The organism is Geobacillus sp. TFV-3 (genome assembly GCF_009901865.1).
Lineage (GTDB): Bacteria > Bacillota > Bacilli > Bacillales > Anoxybacillaceae > Geobacillus > Geobacillus thermoleovorans_A.
The window spans coordinates 884960-905349 of record NZ_MPSP01000001.1; the positions used below are offsets into that span (position 1 = coordinate 884960).

Annotated in this window: 17 protein-coding genes and 1 other annotated feature; of the genes, 14 read left to right on the forward strand and 3 right to left on the reverse strand. The window is 54.4% G+C overall.

Translation table 11 applies throughout. The features are described 5' to 3' along the window. Positions 1-132 precede the first annotated feature (132 nt). The 3 genes from tig to lonB all read left to right on the forward strand — a co-directional run bounded on the left by tig (position 133) and on the right by lonB (position 4733). Positions 133-1419: a trigger factor gene (tig, locus tag BJQ97_RS04435; protein WP_160155656.1), complete on the forward strand. Its 1287-nt coding sequence runs from the start codon at positions 133-135 to the stop codon at positions 1417-1419. 230 nt (positions 1420-1649) lie between these two features. After that, positions 1650-2915: an ATP-dependent protease ATP-binding subunit ClpX gene (gene clpX / locus BJQ97_RS04440; protein ID WP_160155657.1), complete on the forward strand. Its 1266-nt coding sequence runs from the start codon at positions 1650-1652 to the stop codon at positions 2913-2915. Between the two features lie 144 nt (positions 2916-3059). Beyond that, entirely contained in the window at positions 3060-4733 is a 1674-nt protein-coding gene (lonB, locus tag BJQ97_RS04445) for an ATP-dependent protease LonB (protein ID WP_160155658.1), read from the forward strand. Here the strand turns inward: lonB and BJQ97_RS04450 are convergent. Beyond that, entirely contained in the window at positions 4730-4912 is a 183-nt protein-coding gene (locus tag BJQ97_RS04450; protein WP_160155659.1) for a hypothetical protein, read from the reverse strand. The two genes, lonB and BJQ97_RS04450, sit on opposite strands and share 4 nt — an antisense overlap. 51 nt (positions 4913-4963) lie before the next feature. Between BJQ97_RS04450 and lon the strand changes: the two genes are divergently transcribed. Continuing rightward, complete coding sequence (gene lon / locus BJQ97_RS04455) at positions 4964-7306, forward strand: endopeptidase La (RefSeq protein WP_160155660.1); 2343 nt, start codon at positions 4964-4966, stop codon at positions 7304-7306. Further along, entirely contained in the window at positions 7303-7890 is a 588-nt protein-coding gene (gene yihA, locus BJQ97_RS04460) for a ribosome biogenesis GTP-binding protein YihA/YsxC (RefSeq protein ID WP_160155661.1), read from the forward strand. Before lon ends, yihA begins: the two co-directional genes overlap by 4 nt. A gap of 42 nt (positions 7891-7932) precedes the next feature. Here yihA and BJQ97_RS04465 read toward each other — a convergent pair whose 3' ends face one another. Then, on the reverse strand, positions 7933-8418 hold the full coding sequence (locus BJQ97_RS04465) for a LiaI-LiaF-like domain-containing protein (protein ID WP_160155662.1): 486 nt from the start codon (positions 8416-8418) through the stop codon (positions 7933-7935). A 166-nt stretch (positions 8419-8584) separates the two neighbouring features. On the opposite strand from BJQ97_RS04465, the gene hemA reads away from it, so the two are divergent. From hemA to ysxE, 8 genes are all read left to right on the forward strand, one after another. Further along, positions 8585-9949 carry a glutamyl-tRNA reductase gene (gene hemA, locus BJQ97_RS04470; RefSeq protein WP_160155663.1) on the forward strand — a complete coding sequence of 455 codons (1365 nt, stop codon included), beginning with the start codon at positions 8585-8587 and terminating at the stop codon, positions 9947-9949. Between the two features lie 13 nt (positions 9950-9962). After that, positions 9963-10778: a cytochrome C assembly family protein gene (locus tag BJQ97_RS04475; protein ID WP_160155664.1), complete on the forward strand. Its 816-nt coding sequence runs from the start codon at positions 9963-9965 to the stop codon at positions 10776-10778. A gap of 15 nt (positions 10779-10793) precedes the next feature. Next, on the forward strand, positions 10794-11726 hold the full coding sequence (gene hemC, locus BJQ97_RS04480) for a hydroxymethylbilane synthase (protein WP_160155665.1): 933 nt from the start codon (positions 10794-10796) through the stop codon (positions 11724-11726). Then, positions 11723-12490 carry a uroporphyrinogen-III synthase gene (locus BJQ97_RS04485; protein ID WP_160155666.1) on the forward strand — a complete coding sequence of 256 codons (768 nt, stop codon included), beginning with the start codon at positions 11723-11725 and terminating at the stop codon, positions 12488-12490. Before hemC ends, BJQ97_RS04485 begins: the two co-directional genes overlap by 4 nt. Then, positions 12491-13465 (forward strand): porphobilinogen synthase, encoded by a 975-nt coding sequence (hemB, locus tag BJQ97_RS04490; protein ID WP_160155667.1) that lies wholly within the window; start codon positions 12491-12493, stop codon positions 13463-13465. It begins immediately after the preceding gene. A 16-nt stretch (positions 13466-13481) separates the two neighbouring features. After that, positions 13482-14771 carry a glutamate-1-semialdehyde 2,1-aminomutase gene (gene hemL / locus BJQ97_RS04495; protein WP_160155668.1) on the forward strand — a complete coding sequence of 430 codons (1290 nt, stop codon included), beginning with the start codon at positions 13482-13484 and terminating at the stop codon, positions 14769-14771. Positions 14772-14889: 118 nt separating this feature from the next. Then, a complete protein-coding gene (gene spoVID / locus BJQ97_RS04500) occupies positions 14890-15939 on the forward strand; it encodes a stage VI sporulation protein D (protein ID WP_160155669.1) in 1050 nt (349 codons plus the stop codon). A gap of 43 nt (positions 15940-15982) precedes the next feature. Further along, entirely contained in the window at positions 15983-17014 is a 1032-nt protein-coding gene (ysxE, locus tag BJQ97_RS04505) for a spore coat protein YsxE (RefSeq protein WP_160155670.1), read from the forward strand. A 38-nt stretch (positions 17015-17052) separates the two neighbouring features. Here ysxE and BJQ97_RS04510 read toward each other — a convergent pair whose 3' ends face one another. Beyond that, entirely contained in the window at positions 17053-17241 is a 189-nt protein-coding gene (locus BJQ97_RS04510) for a hypothetical protein (RefSeq protein ID WP_011232115.1), read from the reverse strand. Between the two features lie 139 nt (positions 17242-17380). Continuing rightward, positions 17381-17616: a binding site (T-box leader), on the forward strand. Positions 17617-17714: 98 nt separating this feature from the next. On the opposite strand from BJQ97_RS04510, the gene BJQ97_RS04515 reads away from it, so the two are divergent. Continuing rightward, complete coding sequence (locus BJQ97_RS04515) at positions 17715-20357, forward strand: valine--tRNA ligase (protein WP_160155671.1); 2643 nt, start codon at positions 17715-17717, stop codon at positions 20355-20357. Positions 20358-20390 lie beyond the last annotated feature (33 nt).

Sequence of the window (20390 nt, forward strand, 5' to 3'; positions counted from 1 at the left end):
TGTATGTTATAATATAATGGCTGTGCTATGTATCTGTTTTCGCATAATGTGCTACATAATCGGATATCATAAAAGGATCATGGACAATCCGGTTTATGGTCCGAGCAATGATTTCAGGTGGAGGGAACAAGGATGTCAGTCAAATGGGAAAAGCTTGAAGGAAACGAAGGTGTATTGACCGTTGAGGTCGACGCTGAGAAAGTGAACGAAGGCTTAGACGCCGCGTTTAAAAAAGTGGTGAAAAATATTACGCTCCCGGGTTTCCGCAAAGGGAAAGTGCCGCGCGTTCTGTTTGAAAAACGATTCGGCGTCGAAGCGCTTTATCAAGATGCGCTCGATCTTTTGTTGCCGGAGGCGTACGCCAAAGCCGTTGAAGAGGCAGGCATCGAACCGGTGTCAATGCCGGAGATTGACATTGAGCAAATGGAAAAAGGCAAAAGCTTGATTTTTAAGGCGAAAGTGACTGTCAAACCGGAAGTGAAGCTCGGCCAATACAAAGGGCTTGAAGTGGAAAAAATGGATGCGACGGTGACGGACGAAGATGTGGAAAACGAATTGAAGCGTTTGCAAGAAAACTATGCTGAACTTGTCGTCAAAGAGGACGGGACGGTGGAAAACGGCGATACGGCTGTCATCGATTTTGAAGGGTTTGTCGACGGTGAACCGTTTGAAGGCGGCAAGGCGGAAAACTATTCGCTTGAAATCGGCTCTGGAACGTTCATTCCAGGGTTTGAGGAACAGCTTGTCGGCATGAAAGCCGGTGAGGAAAAGGAAATTCAAGTCACGTTCCCGGAAGAATACCATGCGGAACAGTTGGCCGGCAAACCGGCGACGTTCAAAGTGAAAGTGCATGAAGTGAAAGCGAAGCAGCTGCCGGCGCTCGACGATGAGTTTGCGAAAGACGTCGATGAAGAAGTGGAGACGCTTGATGAGTTGAAAGCGAAAATCCGCACCCGGCTGGAAGAGGCGAAAAAGAACGAAGCGGAGACGGCCTTGCGCAACGCGGTTGTCGAAAAAGCGGCGGCTAACGCAGAAATGGACATTCCAGAGGTTATGATCAAAAACGAAACCGACCGGATGCTTCGCGAGTTTGATCAACGCCTGCAAATGCAAGGGCTGAACTTACAGCTGTACTATCAGTTCTCCGGGCAAGATGAAGCGGCGTTGCGCGAGCAAATGAGGGAGGATGCCGAAAAACGGGTGCGCGCGGCGCTGACGCTTGAGGCGATCGCGAAAGCTGAAAACATTGAGGTCACGGATGAGGAAGTGAACGAAGAGCTTGAAAAAATGGCGGAAGCCTACAAGCTGAGCGTGGACAAATTGAAAGAGCTGCTCGGCAGCTTGGATGGCGTTAAAGAAGATTTGAAATGGCGGAAAACAGTCGATTTTCTTGTAGAGCACAGCAAGGTTGCGGCATAATATATCTTAAGGAAAGAACAAGGCGCGAGACGTTCGTGCCTTGTTCTTTATCCACAATCATGGGGCCTGAACAGCAATTTGAAAACTTTTCTCGACGGAAGGCAGTTTTTTCATTCGCTTTCCCAGGAACATGTGTGGTAAAATAGCGAATACATACGTTTTGGCGACATACGTGATGGCGGAAATGGATACATAAGCAGGCGCGATTTCGTTGGCAAGGGGTGAATGACATGTTTAAATTCAATGATGAAAAAGGGCAGTTGAAATGCTCGTTCTGCGGCAAAACGCAGGACCAAGTGCGAAAGCTGGTCGCCGGTCCGGGGGTTTATATTTGCGACGAGTGCATTGAGCTGTGCACGGAAATTGTGGAAGAGGAGCTTGGCAATGAAGAAGAATTTGAATTTAAAGATGTGCCGAAGCCGGTTGAAATTCGAGAAATTTTAGATGAGTACGTCATCGGCCAAGACGAGGCGAAAAAATCGCTCGCTGTTGCCGTTTACAACCACTACAAGCGAATCAATTCCGGCAGCAAAATCGATGATGTGGAGCTGTCGAAAAGCAACATTTTGATGATCGGGCCGACCGGAAGCGGGAAAACGCTGCTCGCGCAAACATTGGCGCGCATTTTGAACGTGCCGTTTGCCATCGCCGATGCCACCTCGCTTACAGAGGCCGGCTATGTTGGCGAAGACGTCGAAAACATTTTGCTGAAGCTCATTCAGGCGGCCGATTATGATGTGGAACGGGCGGAAAAAGGCATTATTTACATCGATGAAATTGACAAAATCGCCCGCAAATCAGAAAACCCTTCCATCACTCGCGACGTATCCGGCGAAGGGGTGCAACAGGCGCTGTTGAAAATTTTAGAAGGCACCATTGCCAGCGTTCCGCCGCAGGGCGGCCGCAAACATCCGCACCAAGAATTCATTCAAATCGATACGACGAACATTTTGTTCATTTGCGGCGGAGCGTTTGATGGCATTGAGCCGATCATCAAGCGCCGCCTTGGCAAAAAAGTGATCGGTTTTGGCGCGGAAATGAGCCAGACGGATGTCGATGAGAAAAACTTGTTGTCGAAAGTGCTGCCGGAAGACTTGCTCAAATTCGGACTGATTCCGGAGTTCATCGGCCGTCTTCCGGTCATTACGACGCTCGAGCCGCTCGACGAACAGGCGTTGATCGACATTTTGACGAAACCGAAAAATGCCATTGTGAAGCAATACCAAAAAATGCTTGAGCTTGACGGCGTTGAGCTCGAGTTTGAAGAAGCAGCGCTCCGTGAAATCGCGAAAAAAGCGATTGAGCGGAAAACGGGGGCGCGCGGCCTTCGCTCCATCATCGAAGGGATTATGCTCGATGTGATGTTTGAGCTGCCGTCGCGCGAAGATGTGCAAAAGTGCATCATCACGCTCGACACGGTGCGCGGCACAAAGCCGCCGACGCTGATCCGCCATGATGGCACCGTCATCGAGCTGGAACGGAAAACATCTGCCTGATGGGGAAACCGCCTTTTTTCGGCGGTTTCTTTTTTTTGCCGCCCATGCCCTAGGCGCCGGTCGGCGCTTTTTTTGTTTATTCCCGCCAGTTCGCGGAGATACTATCATACTACATACCATCTAAAGGCAGGAGGATATCGGGGCATGGATTGGACGAACATCGTACTAGTCATCCAGCTGTTTTTCGGGGTCATCATTGGCCTTTATTTTTGGAATTTGCTAAGAGGGCAGCGTGTGCAAAAAGTTTCGATTGATAAAGAGTCGCGAAAAGAGATGGAACAGCTCCGCAAGCTGCGTTCGATTTCGCTCACCGAGCCGCTGGCGGAAAAAGTGCGGCCGAAAAGTTTTGACGACATCGTCGGTCAGGAAGACGGCATCAAGGCGTTAAAAGCCGCTTTATGCGGCCCCAACCCGCAACATGTCATCATTTACGGGCCGCCCGGCGTTGGCAAGACGGCAGCTGCTCGGCTCGTGCTTGAGGAAGCGAAAAAAAATCCGCTCTCCCCGTTTCAGAAGAATGCGGTGTTCGTGGAGCTTGACGCGACGACGGCGCGCTTTGACGAGCGCGGCATCGCCGACCCGCTCATCGGCTCGGTGCACGACCCGATTTACCAAGGGGCCGGGGCGATGGGGCAAGCCGGCATCCCCCAGCCGAAGCAAGGGGCGGTGACGAACGCCCACGGCGGCATCTTATTCATCGACGAAATCGGCGAACTCCACCCGATCCAAATGAACAAGTTATTGAAAGTGCTCGAGGACCGGAAAGTGTTTTTTGAAAGCGCCTATTACAGCAAAGAAAATCCACAAATCCCAAGCCATATTCATGATATTTTTCAAAATGGGCTGCCGGCCGATTTCCGGCTTGTCGGGGCGACGACGCGCACGCCGAACGAAATTCCTCCGGCCATTCGCTCCCGCTGTCTAGAAGTGTTTTTCCGTGAACTCGATCAAGATGAAATCGCCTTGATCGCCAAAAAGGCGGCGGAAAAAATTCGCTTGAACGTGTCAGAAAGCGGCATCCGCCTCCTTGCCGCCTATGCGCGCAACGGACGGGAAGCCGTCAACATGATGCAAATTGCCGCTGGCCTGGCCATTACGGAAAACCGAGAAAACATTTTGGACAAAGATATCGAATGGGTCATTCAATCGAGCCAAATGATTCCGCGCTGTGAGAAGAAAATTGCGTCCGCCCCGGCGGTCGGCGTCGTCAATGGCCTTGCCGTGTACGGCCCGAACACCGGCGCGCTGTTGGAAATTGAGGTGACCGCCTTGCCGGCGAAAGGAAAAGGATCGATCAATGTCACCGGCATTGTCGAGGAGGAAAGCATCGGCAGCGCAGAAAAATCGGTGCGGCGCAAAAGCATGGCGCGCGGCTCGGCGGAAAACGTCATTACGGTGTTGCGGGCGATGGGGGTGCCGGCGGACCGCTACGACATTCATGTCAACTTTCCAGGCGGCGCGCCGGTTGATGGCCCTTCAGCCGGGGTGGCGATTGCGGTCGGCATTTATTCCGCCATTTACCAGCTGCCGGTGGATCATACGGTTGCGATGACCGGAGAAATCAGCATCCGCGGCTCTGTGAAACCGGTCGGCGGCGTGTTCGCCAAAATCAAAGCGGCCAAACAAGCCGGGGCGAAAAAAGTCATCATCCCGATTGAGAATATGCAATCGTTGCTAGGTGATGTCAGCGGCATTCAAATCATCGCCGTCCGCCGCCTCGAGGAAGTGCTCGTCCATGTGTTCGGGGAAGAGGCGCTCCGCCGCGGGCCCGCGCTGTTGCCAGCGGCTATGGATCGCTCGGAGAAAAAGCTCGTCTAGCCAAAGGAAACGGCGGCAAGGGGAACGATTGACAACGAAAGCGGGCGTCCGATCGCAGCCGAATCGGGCGGCTCGCTCAGCCTCTCTTTTATGTACGGCTTCGGCGCAAGCGGATCGTCGCTGAAGTCGGTTTTTCTTTGCCTGCAGACGGAGCGCCGCGCGTTTTTTTCGTTCGTCAAATTTTACAAACCCGGCTACCGTACTATACAATAAACGAATAGAAGCGAGAGATGGAGGTGTTCGGCGTGAACGGAAAGAAAAAGGAGACGGTCGTTCCGCTTTTGCCGCTGCGTGGGCTGCTCGTGTTTCCCACGATGGTGCTCCACTTGGATGTCGGGCGCGAGAAATCGGTCAAAGCGCTCGAACAAGCCATGGTCGAGGATCATATGATTTTGCTGACGTCCCAAAAAGACGTTGCCATTGACGAACCGGACATGGACGACTTATATAAAATGGGAACGATTGCGCGCGTCAAGCAGCTGCTGAAGCTCCCGAACGGCACGTTCCGCGTGCTTGTCGAAGGCGTCGCCCGAGCGCTCATTACGGAAGTGGTCAGCGAGGAGCCGTATTTTCTCGTCAAAGTCGAGAAGTTTGTCGACCGGGCGGCGAAAGATTTAGAAGACGAGGCGCTCAAGCGGACGATGCTTGAATATTTTGAACAGTACATAAACTTATCCAAGCGGCTGTCGGTCGACATTTACGCCTCGATCGTCGACATTGATGAGCCGGGGCGAATGGCGGACATCATCGCTTCGCACTTGCCGCTTAAGCTCGAAGAAAAGCAGCGCATTTTGGAAACGATCGACGTGAAAGAGCGTCTCAATCATATCATTCAAATTTTGCACAACGAAAAAGAAGTGCTCCAGCTTGAGAAAAAGATCAGCGCCCGCGTCAAGCAGTCGATGGAGCGGACGCAAAAAGAATATTACTTGCGCGAGCAAATGAAGGCGATTCAAAAAGAGCTCGGCGAAAAAGAAGGAAAAACAGGCGAAGTTGAGGAGCTGAAGGAAAAAATTGAGGCAGCCGGCATGCCGGAGCATGTAAAGGAAACCGCACTGAAGGAGCTCGACCGCTATGAAAAAATTCCGGCGACTTCAGCGGAAAGCGCGGTCATCCGCAACTACCTTGATTGGCTCATCGCCCTGCCATGGTCGAAAGAAACAGAAGACATCCATGACATTAAGCGGGCGGAAGCGATTTTGCACGAGGAGCACTACGGGCTTGATAAAGTGAAAGAACGGGTGTTGGAGTTTTTGTCCGTCAAGCAGCTGACGAAATCATTGAAAGGCCCGATTCTTTGCCTTGCCGGACCGCCGGGGGTCGGAAAAACATCGCTCGCCCGCTCGATCGCCAAAGCGCTTGGCCGCCGCTTTGTCCGTGTTTCGCTCGGCGGCGTCCGCGACGAATCGGAAATCCGTGGCCATCGCCGCACGTATGTCGGCGCGATGCCAGGGCGCATTATTCAAGGAATGAAAAAAGCAGGCACGATCAACCCGGTCTTTTTGTTAGATGAAATCGACAAAATGTCAAGCGACTTCCGCGGCGATCCATCGGCGGCCATGCTGGAGGTGCTGGATCCAGAGCAAAATCATGCGTTCAGCGATCATTACATTGAAGAGCCGTACGATTTATCGAAGGTGATGTTCATTGCCACAGCCAACCATTTGGCGTCCATTCCGCAGCCTCTGTTGGATCGGATGGAAGTCATTCACATCCCCGGCTACACGGAAGAAGAGAAGCTGCATATCGCCAAGCGGCATTTGCTGCCGAAACAAATCACCGAGCACGGGCTGAAAAAGGCGGCGCTGCAAATTCGTGATGAGGCGATGCTCGATATCATCCGCCATTATACGCGCGAGGCCGGGGTGCGGGAGCTGGAGCGGCAGCTTGCTGCCATCTGTCGGAAAGCGGCGCGTCTCATCGTCTCCGGCGAGAGAAAACGGGTGGTGGTGACAGAAAACAACATCGAAGAGTTTTTAGGGAAGCGAAAATACCGCTACGGCCGAGCGGAGGCGGAAGACCAAGTCGGCGTGGCGACCGGGCTGGCGTATACGGCGTTTGGCGGCGATACGCTCGCAATCGAAGTGTCGCTTGCGCCAGGCAATGGGAAACTCGTGCTGACCGGCAAGCTCGGCGATGTCATGAAAGAATCAGCGCAAGCGGCGTTCAGCTATGTGCGGTCGCGCGCTGAGAAGCTTGACATTGATCCGAAATTCCACGAGAAATATGACATTCACATCCACGTTCCGGAAGGAGCGGTGCCGAAAGATGGGCCATCGGCCGGCATTACGATTGCGACCGCACTCATTTCCGCGTTGACGGGCAAGCCGGTGAGCCGCTTTGTCGGCATGACCGGGGAAATTACGTTGCGCGGCCGGGTTCTTGCGATCGGGGGGCTGAAAGAGAAAACGTTAAGCGCCCATCGTGCCGGATTGAAAACAGTCATTTTGCCGAAAGACAATGAAAAAGATTTGGCTGACATTCCGGAAACGGTGAAGCGCGACTTGCGCTTTGTGCTCGTCTCCCATCTCGATGAGGTGCTGCCGCACGCGCTGGTGGGGTGGAAGCGATGAATGTGAAGAAAGCAGAGCTTGTGACCAGTGCCGTCAAGCCGGAACAATATCCGGACGGCGGACGGCCGGAAGTGGCGCTCGCCGGCCGTTCGAACGTCGGCAAATCATCATTCATCAACAAAATGATCAACCGGAAAAACTTGGCGCGCACCTCCTCAAAGCCAGGTAAAACGCAAACGTTGAATTTTTATTTGATTAACGACTCGTTTTACTTTGTGGACGTTCCAGGTTATGGTTTCGCCCGCGTGTCGAAGCAAGAGCGGCAAAAATGGGGGAAAATGATGGAGACGTACTTTACGACGCGCGAGGCGCTCAAGGGGGCGGTTTTGCTCGTTGACTTGCGACATCCGCCGACAAAAGACGATGTGATGATGTACGAGTTTTTGAAACATTACGAGATCCCGGTGATCGTCATCGCGACGAAAGCGGACAAAGTGCCGCGCGGCAAGCATCAAAAACACGCGAAAATCGTGCGCGAGACGCTGCGGATGGCTGACGGCGACCCGCTCATTTTGTTTTCCGCCGAGACCGGACAAGGGAAAGACGAAGCATGGGCGGCGCTTTTGCCGTTTGTGGCCTCATGACGAAAACACCAGCGATTCCGCTGGTGTTTTTCACTCCCAAGGCTATTTTCGCCTAGTCCATAATAGATAGACGCCGATGCCGATGAGTCCGAGCGGCCAAAACTTCCAGACAGAGGAAAGTCCCGCTTGGACGAGGTGAAAGAATGGCTGGCCGCGCCCGGAAAACGTCAGCACGACAGCGAGAAGCAAAAAAAGCACGCCAAAGCCGGCCCCACCTTTTTGTTTGCGGCTGCTGGCGAAAAAAGCGAGTGCGATGAGGAAAAAAAACATGTTCACGCCGCGGGGCCAGGCCGAAAATGCACTCGCAAGGAGCAACTCAACGCCAAATCCGAGTAAAAGAAAGCCGGGGAAAAGGCAAGCATATTCGCGCGCTGCATGCGCCTGGCCAAGCAAAGCCGCACCGCAAATGGCAAGCAAGGCCGGCCACCCTTGGAAGAAATGGAAAAGGGGGGATTCCAACTGTCCGGCGAGAAAATACAGCCCGAGGCCGATGAACAAGATGCCGGCGAATACCGTTCGGGTTTTCATGATCGTCGCGTCCTCCGTTTCCCTTTTGGACATGTTTATGATAGAATGATCACTGTCTACAGTTTAGCATAGCTTTGGAGGCATGTTCACAATTTTTTCAAATCGGAACGATGGACGGTTGTGATATAATGATGGAAGGGATTCGGTCAATAAGGGGGATGGCATCGTGCAAATCGTAGTCGTTGGCGTCGACTATAAAACCGCCCCTGTAGAAATCCGCGAAAAGCTCGCGTTTTCGGAAGCGGAACTCGGTGCGGCGATGAAACAGCTCGCCAAGCAAAAAAGCGTGCTCGAAAATGTGATCGTCTCGACGTGCAATCGGACGGAAGTTTATGCAGTGGTTGATCAACTGCATACCGGCCGTTACTATATTAAAGCATTTTTAGCCGAATGGTTTGGCGTCAAAGTGGAAGCGATTGCTCCGTATTTGCGTGTGCTTGAAGGAGAGGCGGCCATCCAGCATTTGTTCCGCGTGGCGGCTGGCCTTGATTCGATGGTGCTTGGGGAAACGCAAATTTTAGGGCAAGTGAAAGACAGCTATTTGCTCGCTCAAGAGGTCGGGACGAGCGGCACGATTTTCAATCATCTGTTCAAGCAGGCGGTGACCTTTGCGAAGCGTGCCCACTCGGAAACGGGCATCGGCGCGCACGCTGTATCGGTCAGCTATGCGGCGGTTGAGCTGGCGAAGAAAATTTTCGGCCGCCTTGCCGGCAAGCACGTCTTGATTATCGGGGCTGGCAAAATGGGGACGCTGGCGGCGCAAAACTTGTACGGCAGCGGCGTCGGGAAGGTGACGGTTGTCAATCGGACGCTTGAAAAAGCGAAACAGCTTGCTAAGCAGTTTGCCGGCGAAGCGAAGCCGTTCGGCGAATTGTCATGCGCTTTGCTGGAAGCGGATATCGTCATCAGCTCGACGGGAGCGAAAGGCTATATTTTGACGAAGGAAATGGTGGCGCCGCTTGAGAAAATGCGCAAAGGCCGCCCGCTCTTTATGGTTGACATCGCGGTGCCGCGCGATTTGGATCCGGCGTTGGCTGATTTGGACACGGTGTTTTTGTACGACATCGACGATTTGCAAGATGTGGTGGCGGCCAACTTGGCGGAACGGCAAAAGGCAGCGGCTCGCATTGAAACGATGATCGAAGCGGAGCTTATGGCGTTCAGCCAATGGCTGCAGACGCTCGGCGTCGTGCCAGTCATTGCCGCATTGCGCGAAAAGGCGTTGGCCATCCAAGCCGAAACGATGAAAAGTTTGGAGCGGAAACTGCCGCATTTGTCGGAGCGCGACTGGAAAGTGTTGAACAAACATACGAAAAGCATTATTAACCAGCTGCTCCGCGATCCGATTTTGCAGGCGAAGGAACTCGCCGCCGGCCCGAATGCCGAGGAGGCGCTTCAGCTGTTTATGAAAATTTTCAATATCGAAGATGCGGTAAAAGCCGATCGGCATATGCAGCAGGCGAAATCCGTGCAATGCGATGAACAAGACGCGGAGGCGGTCCGCGCCGCCCGCCCATCATGGCAGCTGTAAGGTGGGATGGACGGTGGCGCTGCTGTATGAGCTGTCCATTTTGCTTTACATCGCTTCGATCCTTTTCTATTTCATCGATTTTTTGCAGCAAAACCGGAAGGCGAACGATATCGCCTTCTGGTTGCTTTCTATTGTGTGGCTTTTGCAGACAGTGACGTTTGTTTCTCGCATCATGGAGACGAAGCGCTTTCCGATTTTGACGATGTCGGAAGGGCTTTATTTTTACGCTTGGCTGCTCATTACGCTGTCGCTCGTCATCAATCGGTTGCTGCGCGTCGATTTCATCGTCTTTTTTACGAACGTGCTTGCGTTTTTTATTTTGGCCATTCATACGTTCGCACCGTCTTCGCAGTCGCCGGCTGTTGCGGAGCGGCTCGTCTCGGAGCTCCTTATCATCCACATCACCCTTTCGCTCGGAGCGTATGCGGCGTTTACGCTGTCGTTTTTGTTTTCGGTGCTTTACATGTTGCAGTACAGTTTGCTGAAAAAGAAAAAGTGGGGGGGGCGCCTTTGGCGCATGGCGGATTTGTCGCGGCTTGATTTTTTGTCGTATGTTTTAAATGTGCTCGGCTTGCCTATGTTGTTATTAGGGCTCATTCTTGGCGTGATTTGGGCGCACATTCAAATCGACCATTTCCATTGGTATGATGCGAAAGTGCTCGGGTCGTTTGTCGTTCTTCTCGTCTATGGCGTCTATTTTTACAAGCGAGCCGTCCGGCAGATGCAAGGGAAGGCGATCGCGCTATGGAACATCGGTTCGTTTTTATTTTTGCTTGTCAACTTTTTCTTGTTTGGCAGTTTGTCAAAATTTCATTTTTGGTATTCGTGATCGAGGTGGAACGAGATGCGGAACATTGTCGTTGGCTCGCGGCGCAGCAAGCTCGCCTTGACCCAGACGAAGTGGGTGATCAACGAATTGAAACAGCTTGGAGCGCCGTTTACGTTTGAAGTGAAAGAAATCGTCACGAAAGGAGATCGGGTGCTTGATGTTACGCTCTCGAAAGTCGGGGGCAAAGGGTTGTTTGTGAAAGAGATTGAGCATGAATTGCTCGCTGGCGGCATCGATATGGCGGTCCATAGCATGAAAGATATGCCGGCCGTGCTGCCCGAAGGTTTAGTGATCGGTGCGGTTCCGCGCCGCGAAGATGCACGCGATGTGCTTGTCAGCAAAGGAAACCGGATGCTCTCCGACTTGCCGCCTGGGTCGGTCATTGGCACGAGCAGCTTGCGCCGTTCGGCGCAGCTGCTTGCCTATCGCCCTGATTTGACGATTAAATGGATTCGCGGCAATATCGACACAAGGTTGGCGAAGCTCGAAAGCGAAGAGTACGATGCGATCGTGCTGGCAGCCGCAGGGCTTGCGCGCATGGGTTGGGGCAATGACGTCATCAGCGACTATCTTCCTTTTGATGTCTGTGTTCCGGCGGTCGGCCAAGGGGCGCTGGCGGTTGAATGCCGGGAGGATGATGACGAATTGCGCGAATGGCTCAGCCGGTTAAACGACGAGCAAACCGAGCGGGCTGTTCGGGCGGAGCGCGCCTTTTTGCAGCAAATGGAGGGCGGCTGTCAAGTGCCGATTGCCGGCTACGCCGAAGCAGACGGCGGCATCGTGCGCCTCACGGCCCTTGTCGCTTCGCCGGATGGAAAAGAAAAGTATAAAGAAATGGTCACGGGCGCCGATCCGGAGGCCGTCGGCCGGCAGGCGGCCGCTGTCTTGATCGAACAAGGGGCGAAAGCGCTCATCGAGCGGGTGAAACAGGAGTTGAGCCAATCATGACACACAGCGCGCTCGCCGGCAAAACGGTGCTCGTGACGCGCGGCAAAGAGCAGGCGGCATCGTTTTCTGCCAAGCTGCGCGCTGTCGGCGCCGTGCCCGTGGAAATCCCGCTCATTGCCATCCAGCCGGCGGCGCCGGAGGAAATCGCCGCTAAAGCTGAGCGAATCAATGAATATCACTGGCTCATCTTCACGAGCGCCAACGCGATCCGCTTCTTTTTTCCATATGTTTCGCTGCCGCAGCCGCTGCCGAAGATGGCCGTTGTCGGCCGGAAAACAGCGGCGGCGCTCGCCGAGCAAGGTCTTTCCCCGGCGCTCGTGCCGGATGATTACACCGCTGAGCGGCTGGCGGCCGCGCTCGTTCCGCATATCAAACGAGGCGATCGTGTACTGTTTGTGAAAGGGAATTTGGCCCGTCCGACGCTGCCCCAGTCGTTGCGAAACGCAGGGGCCGTCGTCGACGAGCTCACGGTGTATGAGACCGAGCCTGATGAAAGCGGCCGGGAGCGGTTGTTGTTGCTGTTGCGCCGGGGGGAGCTTGATGCGGTCACCTTGATGAGCCCGTCGGCGGTTGACAGCCTTGTCCGCCTTCTTGACAAAGAAGCGGATGCCCTTCTTTCCGGTGTTGCGGTCGCCTGCATCGGACCGGTGACGAAAAAAGCGGCCGAGCGGGCGGGCATTCCAGTCCATATTTGTCCGACGGATTACACGACGGATGGTATCATCAAAGCGATGGAACAATATTTTTCCATGGAGGGACGATGAATGGCACTGTCATTTGACCGCCATCGCCGTTTGCGGCAAACGGCTGCGATTCGGGCGATGGTGCGTGAGACGCATCTTCGCGTCGAGGATCTCATTTATCCGCTGTTTGTGGTTGAGGGAAGGGGCATTAAGCGGGAAGTGCCGTCGATGCCAGGGGTTTACCATTTATCGCTTGACCGCTTATCCGAGGAAGCGGACGACATCGCCAAGCTTGGCATTCCCGCCGTCATGGTGTTTGGCGTGCCGAATGAAAAAGATGAAGTCGGTTCGCAGGCGTATTGTGAGACAGGGATTGTTCAGCGGGCGATCCGCCAAATCAAAGCCGAACACCCGGATCTAGTCGTCATTGCGGATACGTGTTTATGTGAATATACGAGCCACGGCCATTGCGGCGTCGTCGAAAACGAGCGTGTGCTGAACGACCCGTCGCTCGAGCTCCTCACCAAAACGGCGGTGAGCCAAGCGCAAGCCGGCGCCGACATCATCGCGCCGTCGAACATGATGGACGGCTTTGTCGCCGCCATTCGCCGTGGGCTTGATGAAGCAGGGTTTGAGTATGTGCCGATCATGTCGTATGCAATCAAATACGCTTCGGCGTTTTACGGCCCGTTCCGTGATGCCGCCGACAGCGCGCCGCAGTTTGGCGACCGGAAGACGTACCAAATGGATCCGGCCAACCGCCTTGAGGCGTTTCGCGAGGCAGAGTCGGATGTCAAAGAAGGCGCTGATTTCTTGATGGTGAAGCCAGCCCTTGCCTACATGGATATTATCCGCGACATCAAAAACCGCTTTCCGCTGCCACTTGTCGCCTATAACGTGAGCGGCGAGTATGCGATGATCAAGGCGGCGGCGCAAAACGGCTGGATCGATGAGAAGTCGGTCGTCATGGAAATGTTGACAGGGATGAAACGGGCGGGCGCGGATTTGATCATTACGTATTTTGCGAAAGATGTCGCCCGCTGGATGGCTGAATAGAGAGGAGGGCGGAAGCATGCGAAGCTACGAACGGTCAAAAACCGCTTACGAAGAAGCGGTGAAATGGATGCCGGGCGGGGTGAACAGCCCGGTGCGCGCCTTCAAGTCGGTCGGGATGACTCCGATTTTCATGGCGCGCGGCCAAGGATCGAAAATTTACGATATTGACGGCAATGAGTACATTGATTATGTGCTGTCATGGGGGCCGCTCATTTTAGGGCATGCCCATCCCCAAGTCGTTGAGGCATTGAAGCGGGTGGCGGAACAAGGGACTAGTTTTGGCGCTCCGACGTTGCTTGAAAATGAGCTCGCCAAGCTCGTCATCGAGCGGGTGCCGTCGGTGGAAATCGTGCGGATGGTCAATTCCGGAACCGAGGCGACGATGAGCGCCCTCCGCTTAGCGCGCGGCTATACGAAGCGCAACAAAATCGTGAAATTCGAGGGCAGCTACCACGGCCACGGCGATTCGCTACTCATTAAAGCCGGCTCCGGCGTGGCGACGCTCGGCCTGCCGGACAGCCCGGGCGTGCCGGAATCGGTCGCCCAGCATACGATCACGGTGCCGTACAACGATTTGGACAGCGTCCGCTATGCGTTTGAGCGGTTTGGTGAAGACATCGCCGCGGTGATCGTCGAACCGGTCGCCGGCAACATGGGCGTCGTTCCACCTGCTCCCGGATTTTTGGAGGGGCTGCGCGAGGTGACGAAACAATATGGAGCCTTATTGATTTTCGATGAGGTCATGACCGGGTTCCGCGTCGATTACCACTGCGCCCAAGGGTATTATGGCATTGAGCCGGATTTGACGTGCCTCGGCAAAGTGATCGGCGGCGGCTTGCCGGTCGGGGCGTACGGGGGCAAAGCCGAGATCATGGAGCTTGTCGCGCCGAGTGGGCCGGTGTACCAAGCCGGCACGCTCTCCGGCAACCCGCTCGCCATGACGGCCGGGTACGAAACGCTCCGCCAGCTGACGCCGGAAACGTACGAAGAGCTTGGCCGCAAAGCGGCGCGTCTTGCGGATGGGCTCCATCAGGCAGCAGAGAAATACGACATTCCGCATACGATCAACCGCGCTGGATCGATGATCGGCTTTTTCTTCACGAACGAGCCGGTGGTCAACTACGAGACAGCGAAAACGTCCGACTTGGAGCTGTTTGCCGCCTATTATCGGGAAATGGCGAATGAAGGTATTTTCCTGCCGCCGTCGCAATTTGAAGGGCTGTTTTTGTCGACGGCGCACAGTGATGACGATATTGAATACACGATTGCTGCTGCTGAGCGGGTGTTTGCCCGTCTGCACGGATAAGGAAAGGGGCTGCCGACTGTCGGCAGCCCAATTTTTTATCATACCTCCTCGTTTCCGTTCATACAATGGATAATGTCATGCAAACCATTTGCCGAAGGGACGGAAGGAGGAGGCCCGGTTGGAGCAATCGTATTTGCGTTTTTCATTGGAAGAATCGGTCTGGTTTAAAAGAGGACAGGAAGTCGCCGAGTTTTTATCCATTTCTCTTGATCCGGTCATTTCCGTCGATGAGTACGACCAATACATTACGATCCGCGGCGCGCTTGAGTTGAGCGGCGAATTTCGCCAAGCGGGCGAAGGGCAGGATGAAGCGGATGACGACGTGTTTGAGCTGGCTGGTTATCGGTTCATTCAACACATTTCGGTGCGCGAAGACGGGATCAGCGAACTGTCGCACCGTTTTCCAATCGATATTACGATTCCAAAAAACCGCATTCGTTCCCTTGAGGATGTGTACGTGACGGTTGAATCGTTTGATTATGATTTGGATGAAAACGGAAGATTGCTCATCACTGCCGACATTTCGATCAGCGGCATCAGCGAAGCGCCGCTTGGTGATGATTGGCCGGACGATGAGGAGGACGATGAACCGCTGTTTGCCCCGTTTGAATCGATCGCCCGCAAGGAAGCGGCCGGTGAGGAAGCGTTTGCTTCCGTGGATGATTTCGCCGATGAGGAGGATGAACAGCCGGCTTTTGCCGCTGGCGAAACGACGGTTTCCGTCATGGAGCCAGCCGTCATGCGTCATGAAGAAACGGAGGGTGAAGAAGAGGCCAAAGAGCCGTTTTTGCCGCTTGAGACGGAAACGAAGGCGGTCAGCGCACAGACGGAGGAAGACATCGCTTCGCTGCTGCCGCCAACTGAGGCGAAGGTATCGATCGGGGCGGCGAAAAAGGCGGTTGAGGAAGAAGAGGAAGAAGAAACGAAAACAAAAAGCGAAAATGCGCTTTACTTGACGAAACTATTTGCGAAAAGCGAGGCGGAAGAGTTTACGAAACTGAAAATTTGCATCGTCCAGCAAGGAGATTCATTGGACAAGATTGCCGAACGGTATGACGTGACCGTCTCGCAGCTGTTGCGCGCCAATGATTTGGAAAGCCCAGATGACGTGCACGAGGGGCAGCTTTTGTATATTCCGGCCATGGCGGGAAGCCGTCCTTTCTCATGAAAGGGACGCTTTCCGTTTCTTTTGCCGATAAGGGGGCGTCACGATGGCCGCACAGTCTGACCAATATGATGCTGTGCTCGTCCAGTATGGGCTTCGTCCAGTGCGCATGGAGCAGCGAGGCAAAGCCGTCAAGGTATACACGAACTGCGGCGTTTTCGCTTTAAAGCCGCTCGAAAGCGAGCAAGAAGCCGCCGCCGTTTGGCAGTCTCTTCAGCATGGCGGCCCCCGTTGTCTCCCGCTTTGCCTGACGCGGCGGCGGTCGCTGTTTGCCACAGAAGGCGGCCGTCTTTATTATGTGCAAGCATGGCATGACGGCGAAGCGAAGGCGGAAGGGGACCCGGTCCGCGCCTTTTTTCGCGAGCTTGCCCGCCTCCATCGCGCCACCGTCCGCACGATCCAGGTGAGTGAGGAAGAGGCGGCGGCGTACCGAAAACAAAAAAAGGACGAATGGCAACGGGCGCGGACGGTGTGGGAAGAACGGATTGAGCGGTACGAAGCGGCATGGTACATGTCGCCGTTTCAGCTCCAATGCTGCACATATTTCCATGAGATGATGCGCGCGTACTCGTTCGCTGAAGAACGGCTTGATGCGTGGGAAGAGACGCTCAAAGAGACAAAGCAATGGCGCATCGCCTGGGTGCACGGCAAAGCGCGCCTCTCCCACTATATCCCCCCGTATTGGATCAGTTGGGAGCGGGCGCATTGGAATTCGCCGCTCTTTGATGTGATCGCTGCCGTCCGTTTTCACGTACAGACAATGCCGCCGCTTGGGCGCGAGTGGTTTGAAGGGATGGAGGAGTACGAGAAGGAGCTGCCGCTGTCCGACGGGGAGCGGGCGTTTTTATACAGCCATTTGGCGGAGCCGCGTGGGTTTGTCCGCTGTTTGGAGCGGTATGAGGCCGCTTCGCGCAACGAGCGGAACGAACGGGAATATGTGGCCGCGCTGCAGCGCTGTTATTTGGCGTTTAAAAACATGGAGGCGGTTGTCATGCACCTTGTCCAACGCGACGCCGCGCAGCAGCAGGAAGAAGCGGTGGACAATGAACCGCCGGCGGATGAAAGCAGCAATGGTTAAATGGATTTTGAATGCAGCCCAAACAACACGGCGTTGCACTAAATCCATTCCAGATGAAGCGCCACGGCAATGAAAACGAAGATGGCCAATAAAATGACATCAAACGTCGTCGGCAAAAAAATGGTGCGGATCGCTTGAAAAATGGTGAGCGGGATGATCACTTGGGCGCAGACGGCTCGCACTTGCCGAAGCCACGGCGGCCACGAATACGGGTTGAATCGCCTCATCGACATTCCCTCCTTCTCCGGTTTACTATACAATATGAATAGAAAAAATGTTTGTCACCAAACGGGCGGCAGTAGAATAAATAAATAAAAACTTGGCAAAGATGATGGACAATGGTAGTATAATAATCGAACAATGATGACAAAAGCGAAGACGGGGAGGAGTACAGCGGTCCGCACCTGCAGAGAGGGAAATCAGAAGCTGCGAGATTTCCTAGGATGATGGCTGCTGGAAGGTCGCCCTTGAGCTGCTTCTTTGAAAGGCGCTGCTGCCGAGTAGAGGAAGCCGGCATCATGCCGTTATGCCAATGAAGCGCTTAAGCCTTTGGGCTTAAGAAAAAAGGTGGTACCGCGAAAGCAGCTCCTTTCGTCCTTTTGGGATGAAAGGGGCTTTTTTGCTTGCCGGCTGCGCGGCATGGCTCAGTGGGAAGCCGCCGTCAGCCGCATTGTCCATCACGTTGAAGGAGGGAAATGATATGGCACAGCAGGAAGTGTCGATGCCGCCGAAATATGACCACCGCGCGGTTGAAGCGGGGCGCTACGAATGGTGGCTGAAAGGAAAATTTTTTGAAGCGACCGGTGATCCGAACAAACGACCGTTTACGATCGTCATTCCGCCGCCGAACGTCACTGGCAAACTGCATTTAGGGCATGCGTGGGATACGACGCTGCAAGACATCATTACGCGCATGAAACGGATGCAAGGGTATGATGTTTTGTGGCTTCCGGGAATGGATCACGCCGGCATCGCCACCCAGGCGAAAGTGGAAGAGAAGCTGCGCCAGCAAGGGATGTCGCGCTACGATTTAGGGCGGGAAAAGTTTTTAGAAGAAACATGGAAGTGGAAGGAAGAATACGCCGGCCATATTCGCAGCCAATGGGCGAAGTTAGGGCTTGGCCTCGACTACACGCGCGAGCGGTTTACGCTCGATGAAGGGCTCTCAAAAGCGGTGCGCGAAGTGTTCGTGTCGCTCTACCGGAAAGGGCTCATTTACCGCGGCGAGTACATCATCAACTGGGATCCGGTGACGAAAACCGCTTTGTCGGACATTGAGGTCGTTTATAAAGAAGTGAAAGGCGCACTTTACCATTTGCGCTATCCGCTCGCCGACGGCTCCGGCTACATTGAAGTGGCGACGACCCGTCCGGAAACGATGCTCGGCGATACAGCCGTTGCCGTGCACCCGGATGACGAGCGGTATAAGCATTTGATCGGCAAAATGGTGAAGCTGCCGATCGTCGGCCGCGAAATTCCGATCATCGCCGACGAGTATGTCGATATGGAGTTCGGCTCCGGGGCGGTGAAAATTACACCGGCGCACGACCCGAACGACTTTGAAATCGGCAACCGCCATAACTTGCCGCGCATTCTTGTCATGAACGAAGACGGCACGATGAATGAAAACGCCTTGCAATACCAAGGGCTTGACCGGTTCGAGTGCCGGAAGCAAATCGTCCGCGATTTGCAAGAACAAGGCGTCCTCTTTAAAATCGAGGAGCACGTGCACTCGGTCGGCCATAGCGAACGGAGCGGTGCGGTCGTTGAACCGTATTTGTCGACGCAATGGTTTGTGAAAATGAAGCCGCTCGCCGAAGCGGCGATCAAGCTGCAACAAACCGACGGGAAAGTGCAGTTTGTGCCGGAGCGGTTTGAAAAAACGTATTTGCATTGGCTTGAAAACATCCGCGACTGGTGCATTTCGCGCCAACTTTGGTGGGGGCACCGCATCCCGGCGTGGTATCATAAAGAAACGGGCGAAGTGTACGTCGACCATGAACCGCCGAAAGATATCGAAAACTGGGAGCAAGACCCGGATGTGCTCGATACGTGGTTCAGCTCGGCGCTTTGGCCGTTCTCGACAATGGGATGGCCGAATGTGGAATCGCCGGATTACAAGCGCTACTACCCGACCGATGTGCTTGTCACTGGCTATGACATCATTTTCTTCTGGGTGTCACGCATGATTTTCCAAGGGCTCGAGTTCACCGGGAAGCGGCCGTTTAAAGACGTGCTCATCCACGGTCTTGTCCGCGACGCCCAAGGGCGGAAAATGAGCAAGTCGCTCGGCAACGGCGTCGATCCAATGGATGTGATCGACCAATACGGCGCTGACGCGCTTCGTTACTTCTTGGCGACCGGCAGCTCGCCGGGGCAAGATTTGCGCTTCAGCACTGAAAAAGTCGAAGCGACGTGGAATTTCGCTAACAAAATTTGGAATGCTTCGCGCTTTGCCTTGATGAACATGGGCGGCATGACGTACGAGGAGCTTGATTTGAGCGGCGAAAAAACGGTCGCCGACCATTGGATTTTAACGCGTCTCAACGAAACGATCGACACGGTGACGAAGCTCGCTGAGAAATACGAATTCGGCGAAGCAGGGCGCACGCTGTACAACTTTATTTGGGACGACTTGTGCGACTGGTACATTGAAATGGCGAAATTGCCGCTTTACGGTGACGACGAAGCGGCGAAAAAGACGACGCGCTCCGTGCTGGCGTATGTGCTCGACAACACGATGCGCCTGCTTCACCCGTTCATGCCGTTCATTACCGAGGAAATTTGGCAAAACTTGCCGCATGAAGGCGAATCGATCACCGTCGCTCCGTGGCCGCAAGCGCGCCCTGAGCTGTCAAACGAAGAAGCCGCGGAAGAAATGCGGATGCTCGTCGACATCATCCGCGCCGTCCGCAACGTGCGCGCCGAAGTGAATACGCCGCCGAGCAAGCCGATTGCGCTCTATATTAAGGCGAAAGACGACGAAGTGCGCGCAGCGCTGTTGAAAAACCGCGCCTATCTTGAGCGGTTCTGCAACCCGAGCGAGCTCTTGATCGATACAAACGTTCCCGCGCCGGACAAAGCGATGACGGCGGTCGTCACCGGCGCCGAGCTTATCATGCCGCTTGAAGGGTTGATCAATATTGAGGAAGAAATTAAGCGGCTTGAAAAAGAGCTTGACAAATGGAACAAAGAAGTCGAGCGCGTCGAAACGAAACTGGCGAACGAACGATTTTTGGCGAAAGCGCCGGCTCATGTCGTCGAAGAAGAGCGGCGCAAGCGGCAAGATTACATGGAAAAACGCGAAGCCGTCAAGGCGCGCCTCGCCGAGCTCAAACGGTAGACAAACGATCCAGCTGTTGATTATGATGAAGAC